The sequence below is a fragment of the Exiguobacterium sp. EF_C8 genome, assembly GCF_054956715.1.
On sequence record NZ_CM143264.1, the window covers coordinates 2,483,534 to 2,502,597 of the forward strand.

General features: G+C 48.2%; 21 protein-coding genes and 1 riboswitch. All 21 genes read right to left on the reverse strand.

The window, feature by feature from the left end; all coding sequences use genetic code 11:
• Positions 1 to 21: 21 nt before the first annotated feature.
• A complete protein-coding gene (locus ACY2IG_RS13195; RefSeq protein ID WP_462618001.1) occupies positions 22 to 1,323 on the reverse strand; it encodes a bifunctional metallophosphatase/5'-nucleotidase in 1,302 nt (433 codons plus the stop codon).
• Between the two features lie 21 nt (positions 1,324 to 1,344).
• Entirely contained in the window at positions 1,345 to 2,187 is an 843-nt protein-coding gene (locus ACY2IG_RS13200) for a DUF72 domain-containing protein (RefSeq protein WP_035406019.1), read from the reverse strand.
• A 167-nt stretch (positions 2,188 to 2,354) separates the two neighbouring features.
• Positions 2,355 to 3,428 carry an acyltransferase gene (locus tag ACY2IG_RS13205; RefSeq protein ID WP_462618002.1) on the reverse strand — a complete coding sequence of 358 codons (1,074 nt, stop codon included), beginning with the start codon at positions 3,426 to 3,428 and terminating at the stop codon, positions 2,355 to 2,357.
• 145 nt (positions 3,429 to 3,573) lie between these two features.
• Positions 3,574 to 4,125 (reverse strand): dihydrofolate reductase family protein, encoded by a 552-nt coding sequence (locus tag ACY2IG_RS13210; RefSeq protein WP_462618003.1) that lies wholly within the window; start codon positions 4,123 to 4,125, stop codon positions 3,574 to 3,576.
• Positions 4,126 to 4,211: 86 nt separating this feature from the next.
• Entirely contained in the window at positions 4,212 to 5,609 is a 1,398-nt protein-coding gene (sufB, locus tag ACY2IG_RS13215; protein WP_023469154.1) for a Fe-S cluster assembly protein SufB, read from the reverse strand.
• A gap of 36 nt (positions 5,610 to 5,645) precedes the next feature.
• Positions 5,646 to 6,080 carry a Fe-S cluster assembly sulfur transfer protein SufU gene (gene sufU / locus ACY2IG_RS13220; RefSeq protein WP_023469155.1) on the reverse strand — a complete coding sequence of 145 codons (435 nt, stop codon included), beginning with the start codon at positions 6,078 to 6,080 and terminating at the stop codon, positions 5,646 to 5,648.
• Positions 6,070 to 7,293, reverse strand: coding sequence for a cysteine desulfurase (locus ACY2IG_RS13225; protein WP_035396382.1), 1,224 nt, complete (start codon positions 7,291 to 7,293; stop codon positions 6,070 to 6,072). Before ACY2IG_RS13225 ends, sufU begins: the two co-directional genes overlap by 11 nt.
• A gap of 1 nt (position 7,294) precedes the next feature.
• A complete protein-coding gene (sufD, locus tag ACY2IG_RS13230; protein WP_023469157.1) occupies positions 7,295 to 8,572 on the reverse strand; it encodes a Fe-S cluster assembly protein SufD in 1,278 nt (425 codons plus the stop codon).
• Between the two features lie 18 nt (positions 8,573 to 8,590).
• Positions 8,591 to 9,376 carry a Fe-S cluster assembly ATPase SufC gene (sufC, locus tag ACY2IG_RS13235; RefSeq protein WP_023469158.1) on the reverse strand — a complete coding sequence of 262 codons (786 nt, stop codon included), beginning with the start codon at positions 9,374 to 9,376 and terminating at the stop codon, positions 8,591 to 8,593.
• 133 nt (positions 9,377 to 9,509) lie between these two features.
• On the reverse strand, positions 9,510 to 10,760 hold the full coding sequence (locus ACY2IG_RS13240; RefSeq protein ID WP_462618004.1) for an MDR family MFS transporter: 1,251 nt from the start codon (positions 10,758 to 10,760) through the stop codon (positions 9,510 to 9,512).
• A 79-nt stretch (positions 10,761 to 10,839) separates the two neighbouring features.
• On the reverse strand, positions 10,840 to 11,667 hold the full coding sequence (locus tag ACY2IG_RS13245; protein WP_308101874.1) for a MetQ/NlpA family ABC transporter substrate-binding protein: 828 nt from the start codon (positions 11,665 to 11,667) through the stop codon (positions 10,840 to 10,842).
• Positions 11,668 to 11,699: 32 nt separating this feature from the next.
• A complete protein-coding gene (locus ACY2IG_RS13250) occupies positions 11,700 to 12,365 on the reverse strand; it encodes a methionine ABC transporter permease (protein WP_035406001.1) in 666 nt (221 codons plus the stop codon).
• Positions 12,362 to 13,384 (reverse strand): methionine ABC transporter ATP-binding protein, encoded by a 1,023-nt coding sequence (locus tag ACY2IG_RS13255; RefSeq protein WP_308101875.1) that lies wholly within the window; start codon positions 13,382 to 13,384, stop codon positions 12,362 to 12,364. Before ACY2IG_RS13255 ends, ACY2IG_RS13250 begins: the two co-directional genes overlap by 4 nt.
• Positions 13,385 to 13,462: 78 nt before the next feature.
• A riboswitch (SAM riboswitch) is annotated at positions 13,463 to 13,567 on the reverse strand.
• 57 nt (positions 13,568 to 13,624) lie between these two features.
• Complete coding sequence (locus ACY2IG_RS13260) at positions 13,625 to 14,791, reverse strand: bifunctional cystathionine gamma-lyase/homocysteine desulfhydrase (protein ID WP_290752251.1); 1,167 nt, start codon at positions 14,789 to 14,791, stop codon at positions 13,625 to 13,627.
• Positions 14,784 to 15,707, reverse strand: coding sequence for a PLP-dependent cysteine synthase family protein (locus ACY2IG_RS13265; RefSeq protein WP_462618723.1), 924 nt, complete (start codon positions 15,705 to 15,707; stop codon positions 14,784 to 14,786). Before ACY2IG_RS13265 ends, ACY2IG_RS13260 begins: the two co-directional genes overlap by 8 nt.
• Positions 15,704 to 16,168 carry an S-ribosylhomocysteine lyase gene (locus ACY2IG_RS13270; RefSeq protein WP_023469165.1) on the reverse strand — a complete coding sequence of 155 codons (465 nt, stop codon included), beginning with the start codon at positions 16,166 to 16,168 and terminating at the stop codon, positions 15,704 to 15,706. The genes ACY2IG_RS13265 and ACY2IG_RS13270 overlap by 4 nt, the downstream gene beginning before the upstream one ends.
• 3 nt (positions 16,169 to 16,171) lie before the next feature.
• On the reverse strand, positions 16,172 to 16,810 hold the full coding sequence (locus ACY2IG_RS13275) for a class I SAM-dependent methyltransferase (protein ID WP_290774097.1): 639 nt from the start codon (positions 16,808 to 16,810) through the stop codon (positions 16,172 to 16,174).
• Between the two features lie 539 nt (positions 16,811 to 17,349).
• Complete coding sequence (locus ACY2IG_RS13280; RefSeq protein ID WP_023469167.1) at positions 17,350 to 17,631, reverse strand: thioredoxin family protein; 282 nt, start codon at positions 17,629 to 17,631, stop codon at positions 17,350 to 17,352.
• A gap of 98 nt (positions 17,632 to 17,729) precedes the next feature.
• Positions 17,730 to 18,113 (reverse strand): glycine cleavage system protein GcvH, encoded by a 384-nt coding sequence (gene gcvH, locus ACY2IG_RS13285; RefSeq protein ID WP_029342437.1) that lies wholly within the window; start codon positions 18,111 to 18,113, stop codon positions 17,730 to 17,732.
• 64 nt (positions 18,114 to 18,177) lie between these two features.
• Positions 18,178 to 18,540: an arsenate reductase family protein gene (locus tag ACY2IG_RS13290; protein ID WP_290752257.1), complete on the reverse strand. Its 363-nt coding sequence runs from the start codon at positions 18,538 to 18,540 to the stop codon at positions 18,178 to 18,180.
• Positions 18,541 to 18,574: 34 nt separating this feature from the next.
• Positions 18,575 to 19,027 carry a DinB family protein gene (locus ACY2IG_RS13295; protein ID WP_308101877.1) on the reverse strand — a complete coding sequence of 151 codons (453 nt, stop codon included), beginning with the start codon at positions 19,025 to 19,027 and terminating at the stop codon, positions 18,575 to 18,577.
• Positions 19,028 to 19,064 lie beyond the last annotated feature (37 nt).

A 19,064-nucleotide genomic window follows, 5' to 3' on the forward strand; every position in this document is an offset into this window, starting at 1 on the left:
CTGCTTTAGTATAACAAACAATCAGGGTTTGCGAACATGCAATTCATTATATTCCGACTTCTCCGATAAGCGTTCAAACAACAAATCACGCAACAATTCAGGCATGAAATATTCTTTTGGCATCTCTTTGATGGCCGGGAATAATGGACCGAACGTAAACATATCCGGCAAGACGACAGAATAATCGCGTGTTAGCTCAAGCGGTTGATGATCCGCCAAACCAGCATAATGCATCCGTCCCATCAACTTTCCTCGGAATCCAAGACCACGAACCTTTAAGTGCTCGAACTGTTCTGTGTTGACTTCATCGAGGAATGTTTGTAATTCCATTCCTGTCATCGTGACTTTACAAGGATTGATCGGATGTGGACAGAGTCGATGTAAATCAAAGGCAGAGACGGGACCTGGTGGAAGCGACCCGAGCAGAATACCGGCTGGTACACAAGCGATATCTGCCTCACACCAGTCGCGCATCGTCTCGACGAGCAACTGTGAAAACGGCGACTCACTGAACCAATCATTGGCTAGACCCGCTGTCTCGCCAATCGGTTCCTTCATCTGTTGTTCCGCCAGATATTGTTCTCGATCGAGTAATTTCGCTGTTGCCTCATCCTCAACGTAATCGTGTAGGGAATGAAGTACTGCTTCTTTCTCACCCGTATCCGTATTCATATAAATCTCACCCGCATACTGACCGTGTTTTCCGGCTTGCGTGATTAAGACACCGTTCTTGACGACACCATCATCGAGGACATGATGCGTATGCGCACCGATGATTAAATCAAGTTCTGGAAAGCGCATCGCAAGTTCTTCATCCTGATAAAATCCGAGGTGACTTAAACAAATCAGGACGTCGACTTCCTGGCGCAAACGTTCAATCTCGCGCGCCGCGACGTCAAATGGTTCTTCGATCGTCCAACCGAGTAATCCGTATAGTTCAATATAAGGTGCCGTCAGACCAAAAACACCGACTTTTCCCGTCGGTAACTCATGAATGACACCTTGCTTGGCGAATGGTGCTTCTAAATTCGAGACAAGGACTGGAAAGTCTGCTTCCGTATAGAGGTCTGCTAACCAGTCGTGCGGAAACGTAATCCCTTCATTGTTTCCGATCGTCACAGCAGTCGGCATCAACGCGTTCAATAAATGCGTATTAATTTTTCCTTTTGTCGCTTCCGTCGCTGGATCGACACGGTCAGCATGATCGCCTAAATCAAAAACAAGCGAATCATACGTCCGGTGTTCCTTGACGAATGACATGTAGCGAGGCCACATGTCGAAGTGTGAGTGCAAATCATTATAGTGAATGATGTGTAACTTCATGCAGAAGCCCCCCTTGATGATTTAAAACAAAGAGATTTGTCGCGGCGCGAGTTCATAGTCGAGATCAAGAATTTCGATTAATCGTTTCGCATTCGGGGCAGCATCTCCTGCTGAGTTGTTATTGAAAAAGACATAGACATCCTTTGCTTCCGCTGCAACGTCGCGGACGTGACTTGCAAGTTCCTGTAGCTCATCTTCTGAGTAACGATAGAGACAGCGGACTTTTCGCCAATCGTCACTACTTTGACCCGGTTTCTTTAACCAACCGGCCTTGTTTCGTCCATGTAATCGAATGAATGCCGTCTCCTGCGTCACGACAGGTACGAATGGTACGGAACCATCTTCCGTCTGCGGTTCATCACAAATCGTATGGATGAACTGATGTTCCTTCAAAAAACGCAGCGTCCGCTCACGATAGGCTTCCGAGTACCACGATGGATTTCGGAATTCGATCGCAACAGGCAGTCCAGCAAGCGATTTTCGGATCGTTTGCAAGTATTCCAAATGCAATTTACTGACATCGAACCATGGTGGAAGTTGGACAAGGATTGCCGCAATTTTTCCACTCTTTCGCATCGGTTCAATCGACGTGATATATTGTTCAAAAATTGGTCCGAGCGGATCTTTATTTTCCCGGTCGTGCCCACTCATCGCCCGGTGGACCTTAACGATGAAGCGGAAACCGTCCGGTGTTTCAGATACCCATTTCTCATAGTTTCGTTCTGGTTGAATCGCATAGAATGTCGAGTCGACCTCAACTGCTGGAAAATGCCCAGCATAGGCAGCTAGTTTTTCTTTTCGATCTTGCGGGGTCAAGTAGAGACTATCATGATCTCCCCAGCCCGTGACACCGATATATATCATGCTCTCTTCCCCCTCGCGTGTTCTATTCTACCTATTCATCATAGCATAGCAGAATCCAGGATTTCTTCTTCGATGCTTCCTGAGCAAACACTCTTTTTCAGAAAAAAGACATCCCTCTCCCCCCTGCTCATGCAGGAAGAAAAAGGATGTCTAGTTAACGATTTTCATTATGAAGCAGAAGCCTGTGCCTCAACAATTTTTGGAGCAGGCGCTCTTCGTTTCGGTACCGGAACGATATAGTTACCGTAGGGCAATAGACTAATGACATACGATACAGAAATCGAAGCTGCAAGCGTGACGATCATCGCACAAACGAACATACTCGCAGAGTCGAAGTAAGCAAAGAGATCCGTTCGACCGATTCCGCGGATGACGAGCGGATGAATCAGATAGATCCCCATCGAATGTGTTCCAATCGTTTGAAAGAGTCGCATTGCTGTCGCATCTCTCTGCACATATTGAAAAGCATAATTCAAAACGACAAGAACGAACGGGATATACACGAGGTTCGCAAGATTCGTAGAAGTATAAATTCGGTTCAAATCAATACTGACCCAAATATCAACTAAAATCAATCCACTGATGAGCAACAAGATCGTCCGGTGACGTTTTAGAATCTGTTGTATTTCTTCATAATAAACAGCGTATGTAATTCCCATCATGAAATACGCGATCCAGTTGAGTAAAAAAGAGCGACTGTTGACGACTTGATTGAGGAAGTCATTATTCGTCGTTAAGCTTCCTGACGTCAGCCAGAAATAGTTGACGCCCATCGCAACCACAGTTGCAACAAGTAGCATGGTTCCTTTCTTGAATCTTACGAGAAATGGAAAGACGACATAAAACTGAAGCACAGTCAAAATGAAGTACAAATGGAAGTTCACCGTTCCATAAAGGAAGTACTCCGATAACGGCACACCCGGCTTCAAACTATCTTCTACATGAAAACGATACACGAGATAGACGGTACTCCAAATCAGATAAGGGATGAAAATTTTAGAAAAACGCGATTTAACGAATGTTCCAAGATTAAATCCTTTGCGCTGGACCATCGACATCAATAGAAAAGCACTGATGATGGCAAAAATCGGCGTACCGATTCGAGCAAACTGGTTGATATAACCGATTGCCTCGTTTGTAAATTCTCCTTGAGAATAATAGAGACCAGCGATGACATGGACAGCGACGACCAAAATTGCCGCAATCGATCGAATGACTGGAATTTCCTGATAAAATTTCATTTTTTCACACCTTAATCAGTTTTATAGATTTTTTACAAAAGTTATTATAATCTATTTTCTCCCATATTAAATGAAAATATCCAAATTTTATTGAATGTCACAAAAAAAGAATCTCTTTTGAAATAAGAGACTCTTTTTATAAAGACTAGATTTTTTCGTAAGCTAACGCGATACATCCCGATTTAAAGACGTGTGTCTCGACTAACCGTAGCGCTTGTGATTGATCAAACATTGGAAACATTCGTTTCCCATCTCCGAGTAGAACAGGATAGATCACAACATGATAGCGATCGACGAGTCCAAGATCAATCGCTTCAGCAGCAAGCGTCGCTCCCCCGATCGCAATCTGTTTGCCAGGTAAGGCTTTTAGTGCTTGAAGTTCCTCGGCAAGCGACGTGGTCGCTAGACGCGCTTTTCCTTCGACAGCGTCGAGCGTTCGCGAGAAAACGATCTTCTCAAGCGCCTGCCACGTTTTCGCATACTCAACGATGATCGGCTCGTCTTCTTGATCCGCTGTCTCCCAGTACTGCATCATTTCATACAAACGACGTCCATAGACATGGGTATCGAACGCTCTCTCATAATCATTAAAGTATTGATGCAGTTCCGCATCCGGTGAAGCGAAATCGATGCTGCCTGACGCATCCTCGATATAACCGTCAAGTGAGACTTGAAAGGAATAAACGATGTCACGCATAGTAACCCCTCCTTTTTCCCTCCTATACCCGTTTTCCTCCAACCATGAAAAAACTCCCTCATCCGCAGATGAGAGAGTAAGACGAATTATCCGATTGAACCTTCCATCTCGAACTTGATGAGACGGTTCATTTCGACCGCATATTCCATTGGAAGTTCTTTTGTGAACGGCTCGATGAAGCCCATGACGATCATTTCCGTTGCTTCCTCTTGTGAGATCCCGCGGCTCATGAGGTAGAACAATTGCTCTTCCGAGACCTTCGAGACTTTCGCTTCGTGCTCGAGCGAAATGTTATCGTTGAGGATTTCGTTGTACGGAATCGTATCCGACGTCGATTGGTTATCCATGATGAGCGTATCACATTCGATGTTCGAACGTGCACCTGTCGCTTTACGTCCGAAGTGAACGATACCGCGGTACGTGACTTTACCACCGTGTTTTGAGATCGACTTCGAGACGATCGTCGACGATGTGTTCGGTGCTAAGTGAATCATCTTCGCACCCGCATCTTGGTGTTGACCTTTACCTGCAATTGCGATTGACAATGTCATACCACGTGAACCTTCACCTTTGAGGATGACGGCTGGGTATTTCATCGTCAGTTTCGAACCGATGTTACCATCGACCCATTCCATCGTTGCGCCAGCTTCACAGATCGCACGCTTCGTAACGAGGTTGTAGACGTTGTTCGCCCAGTTTTGGATCGTTGTATAACGGCAGTAAGCGTTTTTGTTGATGAAAATCTCAACGACCGCTGAGTGAAGCGAGTTCGTCGTGTAGACCGGTGCTGTACATCCTTCGACGTAATGAACCGATGCTTCGTCATCAACGATGATCAACGTCCGCTCGAATTGACCCATGTTTTCCGAGTTGATCCGGAAGTAGGCTTGAAGCGGCGTGTCGACTTTAACGCCTTTTGGTACGTAGATGAACGATCCACCTGACCAGACCGCTGTGTTCAAGGCTGCGAACTTGTTGTCTGTTGGCGGAATCAATTTTCCGAAGTACTCACGGAAGATATCTTCGTTTTCTTTTAAGGCTGTATCTGTATCTTTGAAGACGACACCGATTTCTTCGAGGTCTTCTTTCATGTTGTGGTAGACAACCTCTGACTCGTACTGAGCCGAGACACCTGCCAAGTATTTTTGCTCTGCTTCTGGGATACCGAGTTTGTCAAACGTACGTTTGATTTCTTCCGGTACTTCATCCCACGATTTCTCTGCACGTTCAGACGGCTTAACGTAGTACGTGATATCGTCGAAGTTCAATTCTGAGAGATCGCCACCCCACGCTGGCATTGCTTGTTCGTTGAAGATCTTGAGTGATTTCAAACGGAAATCAAGCATCCATTGTGGTTCTTCCTTCATTTTCGAGATCGTTTCGACGACTTCAGTCGTCAAGCCACGTCCAGAACGGAAGATCGAGATATCGCGATCGTGGAAACCATATTTGTAATCGCCAATTTCCGGCATGTTCTTTGCCATGTTCATTTCCTCCTCTTACTTGCTTGTGACCGAAGTTTACTTCCCTTCTTCTACGCCGCGTTCGAGCGCCTTCCAGGCAAGTGTCGCACATTTGATGCGTGCCGGGAATTTCGTGACACCCGAGAGTGCCTCGACGTCCCCGAGGTCGAACGATTCGTCGTCATAGTCTTTTCCTTGGACCATGTCCGAAAAGATATCCGCGAGTCGTAAGGCTTCTTCGATAGTCTTACCTTTGACGAGTTGCGTCATCATTGAAGCAGACGCCATGCTGATCGAGCAGCCCTCCCCGTCAAATTTCGCATCACGGACGACATCGTCTTCAATCGCGAGCTGGAGACGAATCGTGTCGCCGCACGTCGGATTGTTCATGTCGATCGTGACGCCCCCCTCGATCGCACCGCGATTTCGGGGAGTTTTATAGTGATCCATGATCACTTGACGATACAAGTGATCGAGATTGTTAAAATCCATGACTGAAATACTCCTTCGTTTGGCGAAGTCCTGTCACGAGTGCGTCAACCTCTTCTTTCGTGTTGTAGAGATAGAAGCTAGCGCGAGCCGTCGAGCTCGCTCCGAGCCAACGCATCAATGGTTGTGCACAGTGGTGACCGGCGCGAACCGCGATTCCCTGCATATCAAGGACGGTTGCGACGTCATGTGCATGGACATCACCGAGATTGAACGTGACGAGTCCAACGCGTTCTTCCGGACCGTAAATCGTGAGTCCGTCGATGTCACGCATTTGTGCCATCGCATACTGCGCGAGTTCACGTTCGTGTGCTTCGACGTTCTCTAGACCAATCTCTTCTAAGAAATCAATCGCTGCCGATAAACCAACGGCACCCGCGATGATCGGTGTACCCGCTTCGAAACGATATGGAGACGGTTTGAACGTCGACTCTTCAAGACCAACGTAATCAATCATCTCACCACCGAATTCGACCGGTTCCATCGCATTGAGTAATGCCTTTTTCCCGTAAAGAACACCAACGCCTGTCGGACCACACATCTTGTGTGCGGAGAAAGCGAGGAAGTCACAGTCGAGATCCGTGACATTAATCCGTTGGTGTGGTGCACTTTGCGCAGCATCGACGACCATGACGGCACCACGAGCGTGCGCAAGACGAGCGACTTCTTTGATCGGATTGATTGTACCGAGAACATTCGAGACGTGTGCCATCGCGACGATTTTCGTCCGGTCGGACAGTTGTGCTTCGACCGCTTCGACCGTTACGCGACCATCTGCTGTCAAATCAACGTATTTCAACTTCGCTTTTTTGCGTTTAGCGACTTGTTGCCACGGAATGAGATTCGCATGGTGTTCGAGGTACGTGACGACGATCTCGTCGCCTTCTTCGACATGCTCCATGCCGTAGCTTGACGCGACGATGTTGATCGCCGTCGTCGTGCCGCGGGTAAAGATAATTTCTTCATGGTGTTGCGCCTGGATGAAACGACGAACGTTCTCACGCGCACCTTCGTACGCATCCGTCGCTCGTGTTCCGAGCGTATGGACGCCACGGTGCACATTCGAATGAATCGTCTTATAGTAGTCGTCAATCGCATTGATGACGACGAGCGGCTTCTGCGACGAGGCCGCACTATCGAGATAGACGAGTTTCCGGTCGTTGACCTGTTGGTCGAGGATCGGAAACTGATTGCGGATGGATGCATCGATTCCCATATTAGTTTACTTTCCCTTCGATGACTTGAACGAGACGTTCTTTCACCGAGTCAATCGCAAGTTCCGAGACGACTGGCTGGAGGAAACCGTGAACGACGAGGCGTTCTGCTTCCTTCCGTGAAAGACCACGGCTCATCAAGTAGTAGAGTTGTAATTCATCGACACGACCGACAGATGCCGCGTGTCCTGCCATGACGTCATCCTCATCGATTAAGAGGATTGGGTTTGCATCACCACGTGCCTTTTCCGACAACATGAGGACACGTTCCGTTTGAACGCCGTTTGATTTCGAAGCGCCGTGATGGATCATCGACGTTCCGTTGAAGATTGATGTTGCTGCGTCTTTTTGGACACCGTGGATCAAGATGAAACCTTCTGATCCTTTACCGAAATGGTCCGTACGGACGTTGAAGTTTTGTTTTTGCTCTCCACGACCGACCGTAACGGCTTTCGTATCTGAGAACGAATCGTTTCCGACGAGGTGTGTTTTTGTTTCTGTGACCGTGTGACCGTCATTCATGTGACCGAGTGCCCATTCGAGCTTCGCGCCTTGTTTGACGACACCGCGACGGTTCATATACGTGATGGCACCCTTAGATAGTGTATCTACACCACCAAAGAGAACTTTTGCGTTGTCTTCGACGAATACTTCTGTGACGACGTTGACGTTATGCGCTTCGTCACCGTAAGAGACGAAGTTTTCGATATACGTCAATTCGCTGTCAGCATCTGCAACGATGATTGCGTGATGGTAAAGGGCAGCGCCTGATTGCTCAAGCGTGTAGATTGCTTGCATCGGTACAGACAGCTTGACGCCTTTTGGTACATAAAGGAACGTACCGCCGTTACGAAGTGCTGCGTTTAATGCCGCAAGACGATCTTCGTTGACTTGAACACCTTCAGTCATGAAGTACTTCTCGACGAGTTCCGGGTGTTGTTTTAATGCGTCTTCGAGCGTCGTGAAGATGACGCCGTTCGCCGCTTCACTGTTTTGCGCGTGGACGAGTTGTCCGTTACGCGTGACGAGCATGTGATCACGGTTTTCGCCGATCAATGCTTCGATATCTGAAGAAAGACCAGTGACGGTTTCAAGTTCCGTCGTACCTTCTGTGAAGTTCCAGCCTTCGATCTTGATTTTTTCTACTTTTGGCAATGCGAGCGTTGGGGCAAGATCAAGCGCGTCTTGACGCTTTGCGACCATCCAAGATGGTTCCCCTAAGCGAGTCGCACGTTCTGCCACTGCCTCGCGATTTACTGCAAGATTCAGTTCTACAGTCATCATGCTTCCTCCCTCGTCTTACGCTTTTGTTTCGATTTCGACGTCTTCGATGCCGAGTTCTTTTTTAACCCAGTCATAACCTTCTGCTTCGAGACGGTGTGCGAGTTCTTTACCGCCAGACATGACGATTTTTCCGCCCATCATGATGTGGATGAAGTCTGGCTCGATATAGTTCAAGAGACGTTGATAGTGCGTGATGATCAAGCAGCCGAATTCAGGTGAGCGCATTTCGTTGACACCTTTTGCAACGACTTTAAGTGCATCGATATCAAGACCTGAATCGATTTCATCGAGAATCGCGATTGCTGGTTTAAGCATCATCATCTGAAGAATTTCGTTACGTTTCTTTTCTCCACCAGAGAAACCTTCGTTGAGGTAACGGTGTGCCATTTCTGAAGGCATCTCGAGAAGACCCATTTGTGAATCAAGTTCACGGATGAATTTCATGAGTGAGATTTCATCGCCTTCTTCACGACGCGAGTTGATCGCTGAACGAAGGAAGTCTGAGTTCGTAACACCACTGATTTCGCTTGGGTACTGCATTGCGAGGAACATACCTGCTTGTGCGCGTTCATCGACTTCCATGTCGAGGACGTCTTCGCCGTCGAGTGTGACTGAACCAGATGTCACTTCGTACGATGGGTGACCCATCAATGCTGATGCGAGTGTTGATTTACCTGTCCCGTTTGGTCCCATGACCGCGTGGATTTCCCCGCCTTTGATTTCCAAGTTGACGCCTTTCAAGATTTCCTTGCCGTCGATCGCGACGTGTAGATCTTCAATCTTCAAGTGTGAAGCCTTCATGTTAGAATCCCTCCATCTATTCATTTCGTGACTGACGATTCAGAACACGAGCGTTACTAATTTAGTATCATTCTAATCTTAAAGAAACATGGCGTATTATTCAAGCGTCATCGCTCGTTGTTTTTTCTCAAAATCATGCGTTTTGTTGAGAATCATTCGAAAGTTTCACCGGTTCCTCCAGTTCCTCGATCGTCGAAGTCTGATGAATCCGTTGTGACAGTAGGAGCAGTGGTATTCCGAATAATGTCAAGCCCGCTAAAATCCCGAAAATCGGTAACGGACGGTCCGCTCCATATAAACTTAATAAATGTCCGCCGGCAATTGGACCGATTGATTGTCCGATCGACGTCAAGCCCATTGCCCCGAAATAACTGCCCCTTAATTCCGGCTTCGCAAAGCGATCAGTCAAGATGTCGGTCATCGTGAACATCATCACTTCCCCGCACGTGAAGATGAACATCGCGACGATCATCCACCAGATCGCGTTTGCATTCCCCATGACGAACAGTCCGATCGCAACAGTCGCAATCCCGGTCGTGATCGAAACGAGCGGTGACGTCTTGACGCCGAACTTCATGATCGGATACTGCACGATCAAGACGGTGATCGCATTGATCGTGATTAAGATCGCATAGAGTGTCTTCCCGCCTTCAAGGAGTGACGTCTCAGTCAAGAATTGCGGCAAGGTCGAATTGAACTGACTGTAGCCGAAGACCCCGAAGATGATGCCGGCGAGTGCCAGCGTAAAGGCGATATCCGTCCGCAACAGACGAACCGTCGCTCCGAATGAGACCTTCTTGCCACCATGTGTCTCAGTGATTGGATGACGTTTAAATAAGAATCCAATCATCACCCCGTATGCCATATAGACGAACGCCGTGATGTAAAACGTTGCGGACGTATTCCCCGCACTCAGCAGTAAGGCAATTCCTGGTCCGATCGCAGCTGCGATGTTGATCATCGCGTAACGAATGTTGAAGACGAATAACCGATTTGCTTCGTCCGTCGTATCACTGATCAAGGCACGAGCGGATGGTTCGAAAATCGAACGACAGACTCCGTTCAAGGCACTGAGGATGAAGAATGCCCAGAACGTCTCGACTTGCGCGAGTGCGATGAAGACGATCGCGAACCCGATCGTTCCGGCAAGCATCATCGTCCGGCGACCATACCGGTCCGACAATGTACCGCCGATGAAACTCATAACGAGACTGGCGATCGCCGAAATACTGAGAACCCAGCCGACATCGACCGGATCAAACTTCAGAACGGTCGTCATGTAGATAGCGAAAAACGGCATCGTAATGAACGTTCCGAGACGTGAGAAAAACGTCCCGAACAAGACCCCGAGTGTCAACGGATGCAGTTGACGTATGCGTTGCATATGATTCCCCCTAACCCCTGTTTCAGACAAATGAAAAGCATCCTTCCATTATATAGGAAGGATGCCGGCTTCGGTGAACTTATTTGCTGACTGGAACGACCGCACCTTTGTACTTGTCGAGAATCCAATCTTGGTTTTTCTTTTCGTGTAGAACGTCAAGAAGTGCTGTGACACGCTTGTCTTTTTCATCACCATCACGTGTAACGATGATGTTGACGTATGGTGAAGACTCATCTTCTGACGCGATCGCGTCTTTCAACGGGTTCAAACCGTTATCGATCGCATAGTTCGTGTTGATGAGGACTGCGTCGCCTTCATTGTTTTTGTAAGCTTGCGGAAGAAGCGATGCTTCGATGTTCGTCTTGAACTTGAGTTTCTTCGGGTTCTCCGCGATGTCACCGAGTTGCGCGTCTGTCGTTTTACCGTCTTTGAGTTTGATTAATCCTTCGTTTTGAAGGAACGTCAAGACTCGACCGCGTTCCGCGACGTTTGAGCTCGTTAAGATCGTTGCACCGTTTGGCAACTTATCGAGTGACTTGTATTTCTTCGAATAGATACCGAGTGGTTCAACGTGGACGCCACCTGCGTTCGCAAACTTATACGATTTGTTTTCTTTCTCTTGTTGCTCGAGATACGGCACATGCTGGAAGTAGTTCGCGTCGAGTTCTTTTTCAGCGAGCGCTTTGTTCGGAAGCACATAATCTTGGAATTTCTTGATTTCAAGTTTGTAGCCTTTTGCTTCATATTCCTTTTTAACGTGCTCGAGAATCTCAGCGTGCGGTACGTTTGAAGCACCGATGACGAGTGTCTTGTTGTCGCTTCCTGATGATTTTTCGCCACAAGCAGCAAGACTGATTGCTAAAACGGATACAGCGGCAGTACCTACGAATTTTTTCCAAACTTTCATGAATGATTCCTCCAATATGAATAAAATTTGAATTAACGTTTATCGATTGCTCGGATCAGTAAGTCCCCAATGATTTGGATGACGAAGACGATTGCTAAGATTAAGAGTGTCGCAATGACGATGACATCGTTTTGAGAACGCTGGAATCCTTCGATGAAGGCCATGTCCCCGAGTCCACCTCCGCCGACTACTCCGGCCATTGCCGTGTAACCGACAAGTGCAACGAGTGTAACCGTGATACCAGAAACGATAGCAGGCAATGCTTCTGGGATTAAGACTTTGTAGATGATTTGGAACTTCGTCGCGCCCATCGATTCAGCTGCCTCGATGACACCTTTATCGACTTCGCGAAGTGCGAGTTCAACCATCCGACCGTAGAACGGTGCGGCTCCTAAAATCAGTGCCGGTAATGCTGCTGTTGGTCCGAGGAACGAACCGACGACTGCTTTCGTAAATGGAATCAATAAGATCAGTAAGATGATGAACGGAATCGAACGGAAGACGTTAACGATCAAGCTCAAGATCGAATAAAACGCCCGATTTTTGAACAACAATTCTTCATTTGTCGCAAACAATAATAAACCAATGATCAAACCGAGAACGAATGTCGAAAGACCAGCGACTGCCGTCATATAGATCGTACTGCCTGTCGCTTCCCACACCATGTCCCAGTCTAGGTTGTCAAAGAATGAAATCATCGGTGATCCACCTCCACTTCAACATCACTGGCTTGAAGCTTCGTGATGACCGCTTGTGTTGCTTCTGTTTCCCCGATTAACTGAATGAACAGCGTACCGAGCGCCCCTTCCTGTGATTGACCGACGTTTCCGCCGATGATATTGAACAGGACGGGTGAATCCTTCATGACTTCCGCGAGGATCGGACTTTCCGCCGTCGATCCGACGAATGTCAACTGAACGATTTTTCCGGTTGGGTAGCGTTCGCGGAGTTTCGCGAACGTCAACTCGTTTTCCGATGGCGACGTCAATTGTTTGACGAATTCCTTCGTCATCGCTTGCTTCGGATGACGGAAGACTTCTGCGACCGGTCCTTGTTCGACGATTTTACCGGCCTCCATGACGGCGACCCGGTGACAGATTTTTTGAATGACGTGCATCTCGTGTGTGATCAAGACGATCGTCAGTTTCAATTTTTCATTGATGTCGACGAGTAACTCAAGAATCGAGTCCGTCGTCTTCGGATCGAGTGCACTTGTTGCCTCGTCACATAAGAGAACGTCCGGGTTCGATGCCAGTGCCCGAGCGATACCGACACGTTGCTTTTGACCACCGGATAATTGCGACGGATAGGCTTTTTCGCGTCCATCCAAACCAACGAGTTGGATCAGTTCCGCGACCCGTTCCTTGCGGCGTGCCTTCGGAAAGCCACCAAGTTCGAGTGGGAACATGATGTTCTCTTCAACTGTTCGTGACCAAAGTAAGTTGAAGTGCTGGAAGACCATCGAGACATTCTTGCGGACGCCCCGTAATTCTCTAGGTTTCAGCGATGTCATTTCGACACCATCGATTTGGATCGAACCACTCGTCGGTGCCTCAAGCATATTCAGCAATCGGATCAAGGTCGATTTCCCTGCTCCGGAATAACCGATTATTCCAAAAATTTCACCGCGCTCGATTGTCAGATCGACATTCGCGACGGCTTCGACCGCTCCGCGCTTTGAGCGATAAATCTTTCCTACGTCTTGTAAACGAATCACAACTGTCCCTCCTAAAATAAAAAAAGTGCGCGCGTTTTAGAGCAAACGCGCGCACTTTTCAGTACACAAAACCATTTGCTCTCATCTCCCAGACTTTTGTCTGCTGGAATTAGCACCACTTCGGATTAGATCCGCGGTTGCCGGGTTTCATCGGGCCAGTCCCTCCACCACTCTTGATAAGAGTTTCGGTATTAAGTTTGTAGAATATATTCTGAATATTAGCAGGGGTTATTTTTGTTGTCAAACAGTTTTTTCAGAAACTTTTTCGAGGAACGTGAAAGCACGCGTTAAGTCTTCTTTCAAATCCTCCGCATCCTCAAGTCCAACTGAAATCCGGACGAGACCGTCCGTGATGCCGAGTTCTGCGCGACGTTCTGCTGGGATCGACGCGTGCGTCATCCGTGCCGGAACCGAAATCAGGCTCTCGACGGCACCAAGACTCTCAGCAAGTGTGAAGAAATGTGTCGCCTCGACGAGTTTTTCTGCGTTCGCTGCTGAACCGACATCAAAGCTGATCATCCCACCAAATCCAGTCGCTTGTTTCGCTTGGATGTCGTGACCAGGATGCGATGCAAGTCCTGGGTAGAAGATGTTCGAGACGATGTCTTGCGCTTGCAAGAACGCAACGAGATCATGGGCTGTCTCTTCGATCGCATCCATCCGGATACCGAGTGTACGAAGACCACGGACGAGCAAGAAGCTGTCTTGCGGTCCAAGCACGCCGCCTGTCGAGTTTTGGATGAAGTGCATCTCTTCGCCGAGCGCATCATCTTTGACGACGACAAGTCCAGCGACGACGTCCGAGTGTCCGCCGATGTATTTCGTCGCACTGTGCAAGACGATGTCTGCACCGAGCGCGAGTGGTTGTTGATGATATGGTGTCGCGAACGTGTTGTCGACGACGAGTTTAAGATCGTGACGTTTGGCGATCGTTGCGATCGCTGCGATGTCCGTTACTTTCAACAACGGGTTCGTCGGTGTTTCGACGTAGACGATCTTCGTGTTGTCTTGGATCGCTGCTTCCGTTGCTGCAAGGTCCGTCGTATCGACGAATGTCACTTGAATGTTGAACTTCGGTAAGACGCGTTGCATCAAGCGGAACGTACCACCGTAGACATCATCTGTCATGACGATGTGGTCGCCAGACTCAAGCAAGTGGAAGACGGCATGAATCGCTGCCATCCCAGAACCGAACGCAAAACCACGTGCGCCGCCTTCAAGATCCGCAATCAATCGTTCGATGCTCGTCCGTGTCGGGTTCGCTGTCCGTGAGTATTCGTATCCGTCCTTAAGTTGACCGATTTTATCTTGCTTGTATGTGCTTGTTTGATAGATTGGAGGTGTAACGGCTCCTGTTGCCCGATCGACACCTGTTCCTCCATGAATCAATGCTGTCTTCTTACGCATGAGTTTCGTCCACCTTTTCAAAGATTTGTTGGCTTAAATAGCGTTCGGCACTGTCTGCGAAGACGGTGACGATCGTACTGCCGGGGTGACGCTTTGCGATATCAAGCGCAGCAACGAGCGCTGCCCCTGCTGAGCTACCGACGAGTAATCCTTCGCGAGCAGCGAGTGTATGAACCGCGTCAAATGCATCACGGTCAGAAATCGTATGAATCTCATCAACGAGTTCATGCGGAACGAGGCTTGGCCATTTCGCTGTACCGATACCTTCTGTCTTATGCGGACCGGCTGGACCACCGTTCAAGACGGAGCCTTCCGGTTCGACGATTGCTGCTTTTGTACCGAGACGTTGTTTTAAGAAGTCCGCTGTTCCGGCGAACGTACCACCTGAACCACAACCGGCAACGAACCAGTCGATATGCGGTAAGTCCGCAATCAGCTCAGGACCGAGTGTCCGCTGATACGTGACTGGGTTCTCTTCGTTTTCGAATTGTAACGGAACGTAACTATTCGGAATTTCCTGACCGAGTTCTTTTGCCCGGTCGATGGCCCCTTGCATATCGAGTTCAGTCGGCGTGTTGACGACGGTTGCGCCGAGTGCCCGCATCAACGTCTGCTTTTCCTGACTGAATTTTTCCGGAACGACACAGATGACTTGGAGATCGTATTTTTTAGCGGCGAGCGCCAAGCCGATGCCGGTATTCCCGGCTGTCGGCTCGATGATCGTACCGCCTGGTGTCACATGTCCGTTTTCGATTGCTGCATCAACGAGTTGAATGCCAAGGCGGTCTTTGACGCTGCCCCCAGGGTTCATCCATTCGAGCTTCGCCAAAATGCGCGTACCAGCAGGCAAATCGAATGAAGTGATCTCGTAGAGTGGTGTGTTTCCGACGAGGTCGCGGACGTTGTTCGCGATCATCCGAAGACGATGTCCCATTCATCACGACCGGCAAGCATTTTCTCGGCATAGTGCTTCGCTCCTTTGAGGTCATGTGCGCTCGCAAATCCACATTGGACTTCGTTTTGCGCTGGAATCTCTTCTGCTGCGAGGACGTCTTTCAACGTCTTCTCAACGAGTTCGCTCATTTTTTCGACCGAGTCGAAGTTCATCATCGCCATATAGAAACCTGTTTGGCATCCCATCGGCGAGACATCGATGACATCATCCGAGTAGTTACGGATGTTTTCAGCAAGTAAGTGCTCGAGTGTGTGCATCGCACGCATCGGCATTTGCTCAACGTTTGGTTGTGTGAAACGGATATCGTATTTGACGACTTGGTCGACTTTACCTTCTTTATATCCTGCGACGCGGATGTAAGGTGCTTTGACTTTCGTATGATCCAGGTTAAAGCTTTCGACGTTCATTTTTTGAAGTGCCATGATTTATTCCCCCATTTTCTCGGCTTCTACGAGCCAGACGAAGTGATTGTATTGTATAAATTTAACAGTGAATCCTCGTGATGTAAACAATTCTTCCATGACTGGAATCAACGGGTAAAACTCGCGTTCGAGATCTTCCGCTAACGCATCAAACCCTTGAGCACGTGCTTCACGGATCGTTTGCAGGCGTGCCTCTTCTGAGACGAACATCGTATCCGCGTAGACGATTTTTCCGTCTGCCGGTAAATGTGATGCCATCAGTTCGATTGCTTCTCCCTTTTCCTCATCTGTTAGATGATGAAACGCATACGTCGAAACAAAACTGCGTGCTTCCTTCGCCTCGAACGAGAGGAAGTGACCGTCTTGTACATCAAGTGACGGAATCTTTTCCGTCAGGATTGCCCGCATCTCCGGACTTGGTTCGACGGCGAGTACGGCGTCGTGACGTGCCAGAAGACGTTGTGTCAGGTTCCCTGTGCCTGCTCCGAATTCAATGACCGGCGACTGCGCTTTATCCGCAACTGTATCCAAAATCTCATCGTATCGACGAAAAACCTCTTTATACTCCGGATCATGTCCGGTTACTGTCTCGTCATACGTTGATGCCCATTCTGTGAAAACATCCATAAAACGTACTGTCATGCCTTGTCGTCCTCCATCTCACCAGTTAATTCCGAGTAATCGGATATGAATTAAAGTAATTTTCCTTATTCGCATTGTAGCAAGGAGATTCTATCCTGGCAAGCGACCGGCTCGAAAAACTTCCAGAAAACAAAAAAAAGGCGTTGCCGGCGAACCGACAACACGAATAATGTGGTTAGAAATGCTACGAAGGAAAACCCAGCTCCATTCGGAATTGTTCGCTCTTCCGCGTGGAGGACGGCGCCTGTTCGACATGATCGCCAGCTTACGTTCACTTCCTGATCGGTCCTTTCGATCCACCACCCGTTCATTGCACCGCTTCGTCTTTGGGGGACGACTTAAGGGGAAACAATACACCGGCTTAGGATGGGAGAAAGGGTTCAGGACTTGAATCGTATTGAACGATCATCTCTGCTAGACTTCCTATAATGCATTTCTAGAAGTTGTTATGAATATACCATTCATATTTCTGCGTTGTCAACGGATTATTGTAAATATTCCGACAATTTAACAAAAAGAAAAATCCAATCGGACTTTTCTTACCGTTCTTGACAGAAAGCAAAGACGTTTTGGACAGACTGGAAAGCATAAAGTCGCTCTACGACTTGGTTTTCTTCAATTCGCAACAACGCAGGAACACTCATGACACGGGCTTCTTCTAAGAAATCCGGAATGAAATTCCCGTTCGCCTTCTGAATCGATTGACCTGATTCCGTCGCTTCGACGATATCGAGCATTCGTTCCGCGATAGCGCATGTCCCGCACATCGGTGCATAGACATACAATAGCCCGTTTTCCGGGACGGTCGTGACTTCTTGCATGACGGTCGCTCCTTTCTTCGTGGTATCTGTCGTCAGTATACAAAAAAAAGAGAGCGGACGAAACGCAAGCGCCTCGTTCACTCTCTTTTCGTTAAGTATTACTCGTTGATCATCGATTTGTACGCTGCAGCGTCCATCAATGCCTCGACTTGTGAAGCATCTTCGATTTCGATGTCGACCATCCAAGCGCCTTCGAATGGTGACTCGTTGACGAGTTCTGGGGAATCCGAAAGGTTTTCGTTGATGGCAACGACTTTACCAGAGATCGGTGCGTATAATTCCGAGACTGTCTTGACCGACTCGACTGAACCGAATGGCTCGTTTGCTGAGATCGTATCCCCGACTTCAGGCAATTCGACGAAGACGATATCCCCGAGTTCGTGTTGCGCGAAATCCGTGATTCCGATACGCGCCTTGTTTCCTGATACTTCGACCCATTCATGTTCTTCCGAATAGCGTAAGTTGTCTTTTACTTGACTCATTTCCGATTCCCCCTGTGGACTAATTTGGACTAACGTGTTCAGTATACCAAAATCGACTCTGAACTTAATACCATTTTCCTTGATACATTTCTTCCTTGAAGCCGATCGTGACGTCTTTTCCGTCTGTAACGATCGGTCGCTTCAGTAACATGCCGTCACTTGCGAGCAACTTGTATTGCTCGTCTTCTGATAACTCAGGGAGTTTGTCCTTGATGCCTTGCGAACGATACGATTGACCGCTCGTGTTGAAGAATTTCTTCAGTGGCTCTCCACTCTTTTGATGAAGTTCCTGAATCGTTGCAGCAGATGGTGTCTCCTCGACGATATGTTTGTAATCGACTTCGACACCGTGTTGTTCGAGTGCTTTTTTTGCTTTGACGCACGTACTACATTTCGGGTAGCCGTACATCGTGACTGTTGTTGTCATGTTCATCACCTCACTTCCAAGAGTAGCAGATGGATCACTTCTGCTTCAAGCGTGCGAGCGCCCCGTCGATCTGATCTTGATGATGGGCGTCATGGGCGACGAACGACTCGACGAATTCTTGCGGTCGGAAATTCTCATAGGTCGCCGCAAATTGCTCATCAGACAGACGATTGAGGTGATCGACGATATCACGCCGGACACTGATCGCTTTCTTCAGTAAGGCAAGCGGATCGATATGATGCGCATACTCGACCGCCAATCGATTGAACTGATCGAAATCCGTCTCGACGAGTGTCAGCGGTTCGTCCGGTAACTTCGAGATGGCATGATCATAATAAAACCGGTCCCATAAATAGAGGTGGCTGACGCACTCAAGGACAGTCCACTTGTTCAGGGCAAGCGGCAGATTCCATTCTTCTGGCGACAAACGTTCAAGGGATTGATAGTAGGCAATCGCAAATTGCAGTTCAACCAATTCTTGGCGCATCTCGTTTTCCCTCCTCAACCAAAAACTTCGCCTTTAC

Coding starts and splice junctions, on each gene's coding strand:
- ACY2IG_RS13195 (WP_462618001.1), bottom strand. CDS start 1,323: ATGAAGTTACACATCATTCACTATAATGATTTGCACTCACACTTCGAC.
- ACY2IG_RS13200 (WP_035406019.1), bottom strand. CDS start 2,187: ATGATATATATCGGTGTCACGGGCTGGGGAGATCATGATAGTCTCTAC.
- ACY2IG_RS13205 (WP_462618002.1), bottom strand. CDS start 3,428: ATGAAATTTTATCAGGAAATTCCAGTCATTCGATCGATTGCGGCAATT.
- ACY2IG_RS13210 (WP_462618003.1), bottom strand. CDS start 4,125: ATGCGTGACATCGTTTATTCCTTTCAAGTCTCACTTGACGGTTATATC.
- sufB (WP_023469154.1), bottom strand. CDS start 5,609: ATGGCAAAGAACATGCCGGAAATTGGCGATTACAAATATGGTTTCCAC.
- sufU (WP_023469155.1), bottom strand. CDS start 6,080: ATGGATTTTAACAATCTCGATCACTTGTATCGTCAAGTGATCATGGAT.
- ACY2IG_RS13225 (WP_035396382.1), bottom strand. CDS start 7,293: ATGGGAATCGATGCATCCATCCGCAATCAGTTTCCGATCCTCGACCAA.
- sufD (WP_023469157.1), bottom strand. CDS start 8,572: ATGACTGTAGAACTGAATCTTGCAGTAAATCGCGAGGCAGTGGCAGAA.
- sufC (WP_023469158.1), bottom strand. CDS start 9,376: ATGAAGGCTTCACACTTGAAGATTGAAGATCTACACGTCGCGATCGAC.
- ACY2IG_RS13240 (WP_462618004.1), bottom strand. CDS start 10,760: ATGCAACGCATACGTCAACTGCATCCGTTGACACTCGGGGTCTTGTTC.
- ACY2IG_RS13245 (WP_308101874.1), bottom strand. CDS start 11,667: ATGAAAGTTTGGAAAAAATTCGTAGGTACTGCCGCTGTATCCGTTTTA.
- ACY2IG_RS13250 (WP_035406001.1), bottom strand. CDS start 12,365: ATGATTTCATTCTTTGACAACCTAGACTGGGACATGGTGTGGGAAGCG.
- ACY2IG_RS13260 (WP_290752251.1), bottom strand. CDS start 14,791: ATGCGTAAGAAGACAGCATTGATTCATGGAGGAACAGGTGTCGATCGG.
- ACY2IG_RS13265 (WP_462618723.1), bottom strand. CDS start 15,707: ATGATCGCGAACAACGTCCGCGACCTCGTCGGAAACACACCACTCTAC.
- ACY2IG_RS13270 (WP_023469165.1), bottom strand. CDS start 16,168: ATGGCACTTCAAAAAATGAACGTCGAAAGCTTTAACCTGGATCATACG.
- ACY2IG_RS13275 (WP_290774097.1), bottom strand. CDS start 16,810: ATGACAGTACGTTTTATGGATGTTTTCACAGAATGGGCATCAACGTAT.
- ACY2IG_RS13280 (WP_023469167.1), bottom strand. CDS start 17,631: ATGCAAGAAGTCACGACCGTCCCGGAAAACGGGCTATTGTATGTCTAT.
- gcvH (WP_029342437.1), bottom strand. CDS start 18,113: ATGAGTCAAGTAAAAGACAACTTACGCTATTCGGAAGAACATGAATGG.
- ACY2IG_RS13290 (WP_290752257.1), bottom strand. CDS start 18,540: ATGACAACAACAGTCACGATGTACGGCTACCCGAAATGTAGTACGTGC.
- ACY2IG_RS13295 (WP_308101877.1), bottom strand. CDS start 19,027: ATGCGCCAAGAATTGGTTGAACTGCAATTTGCGATTGCCTACTATCAA.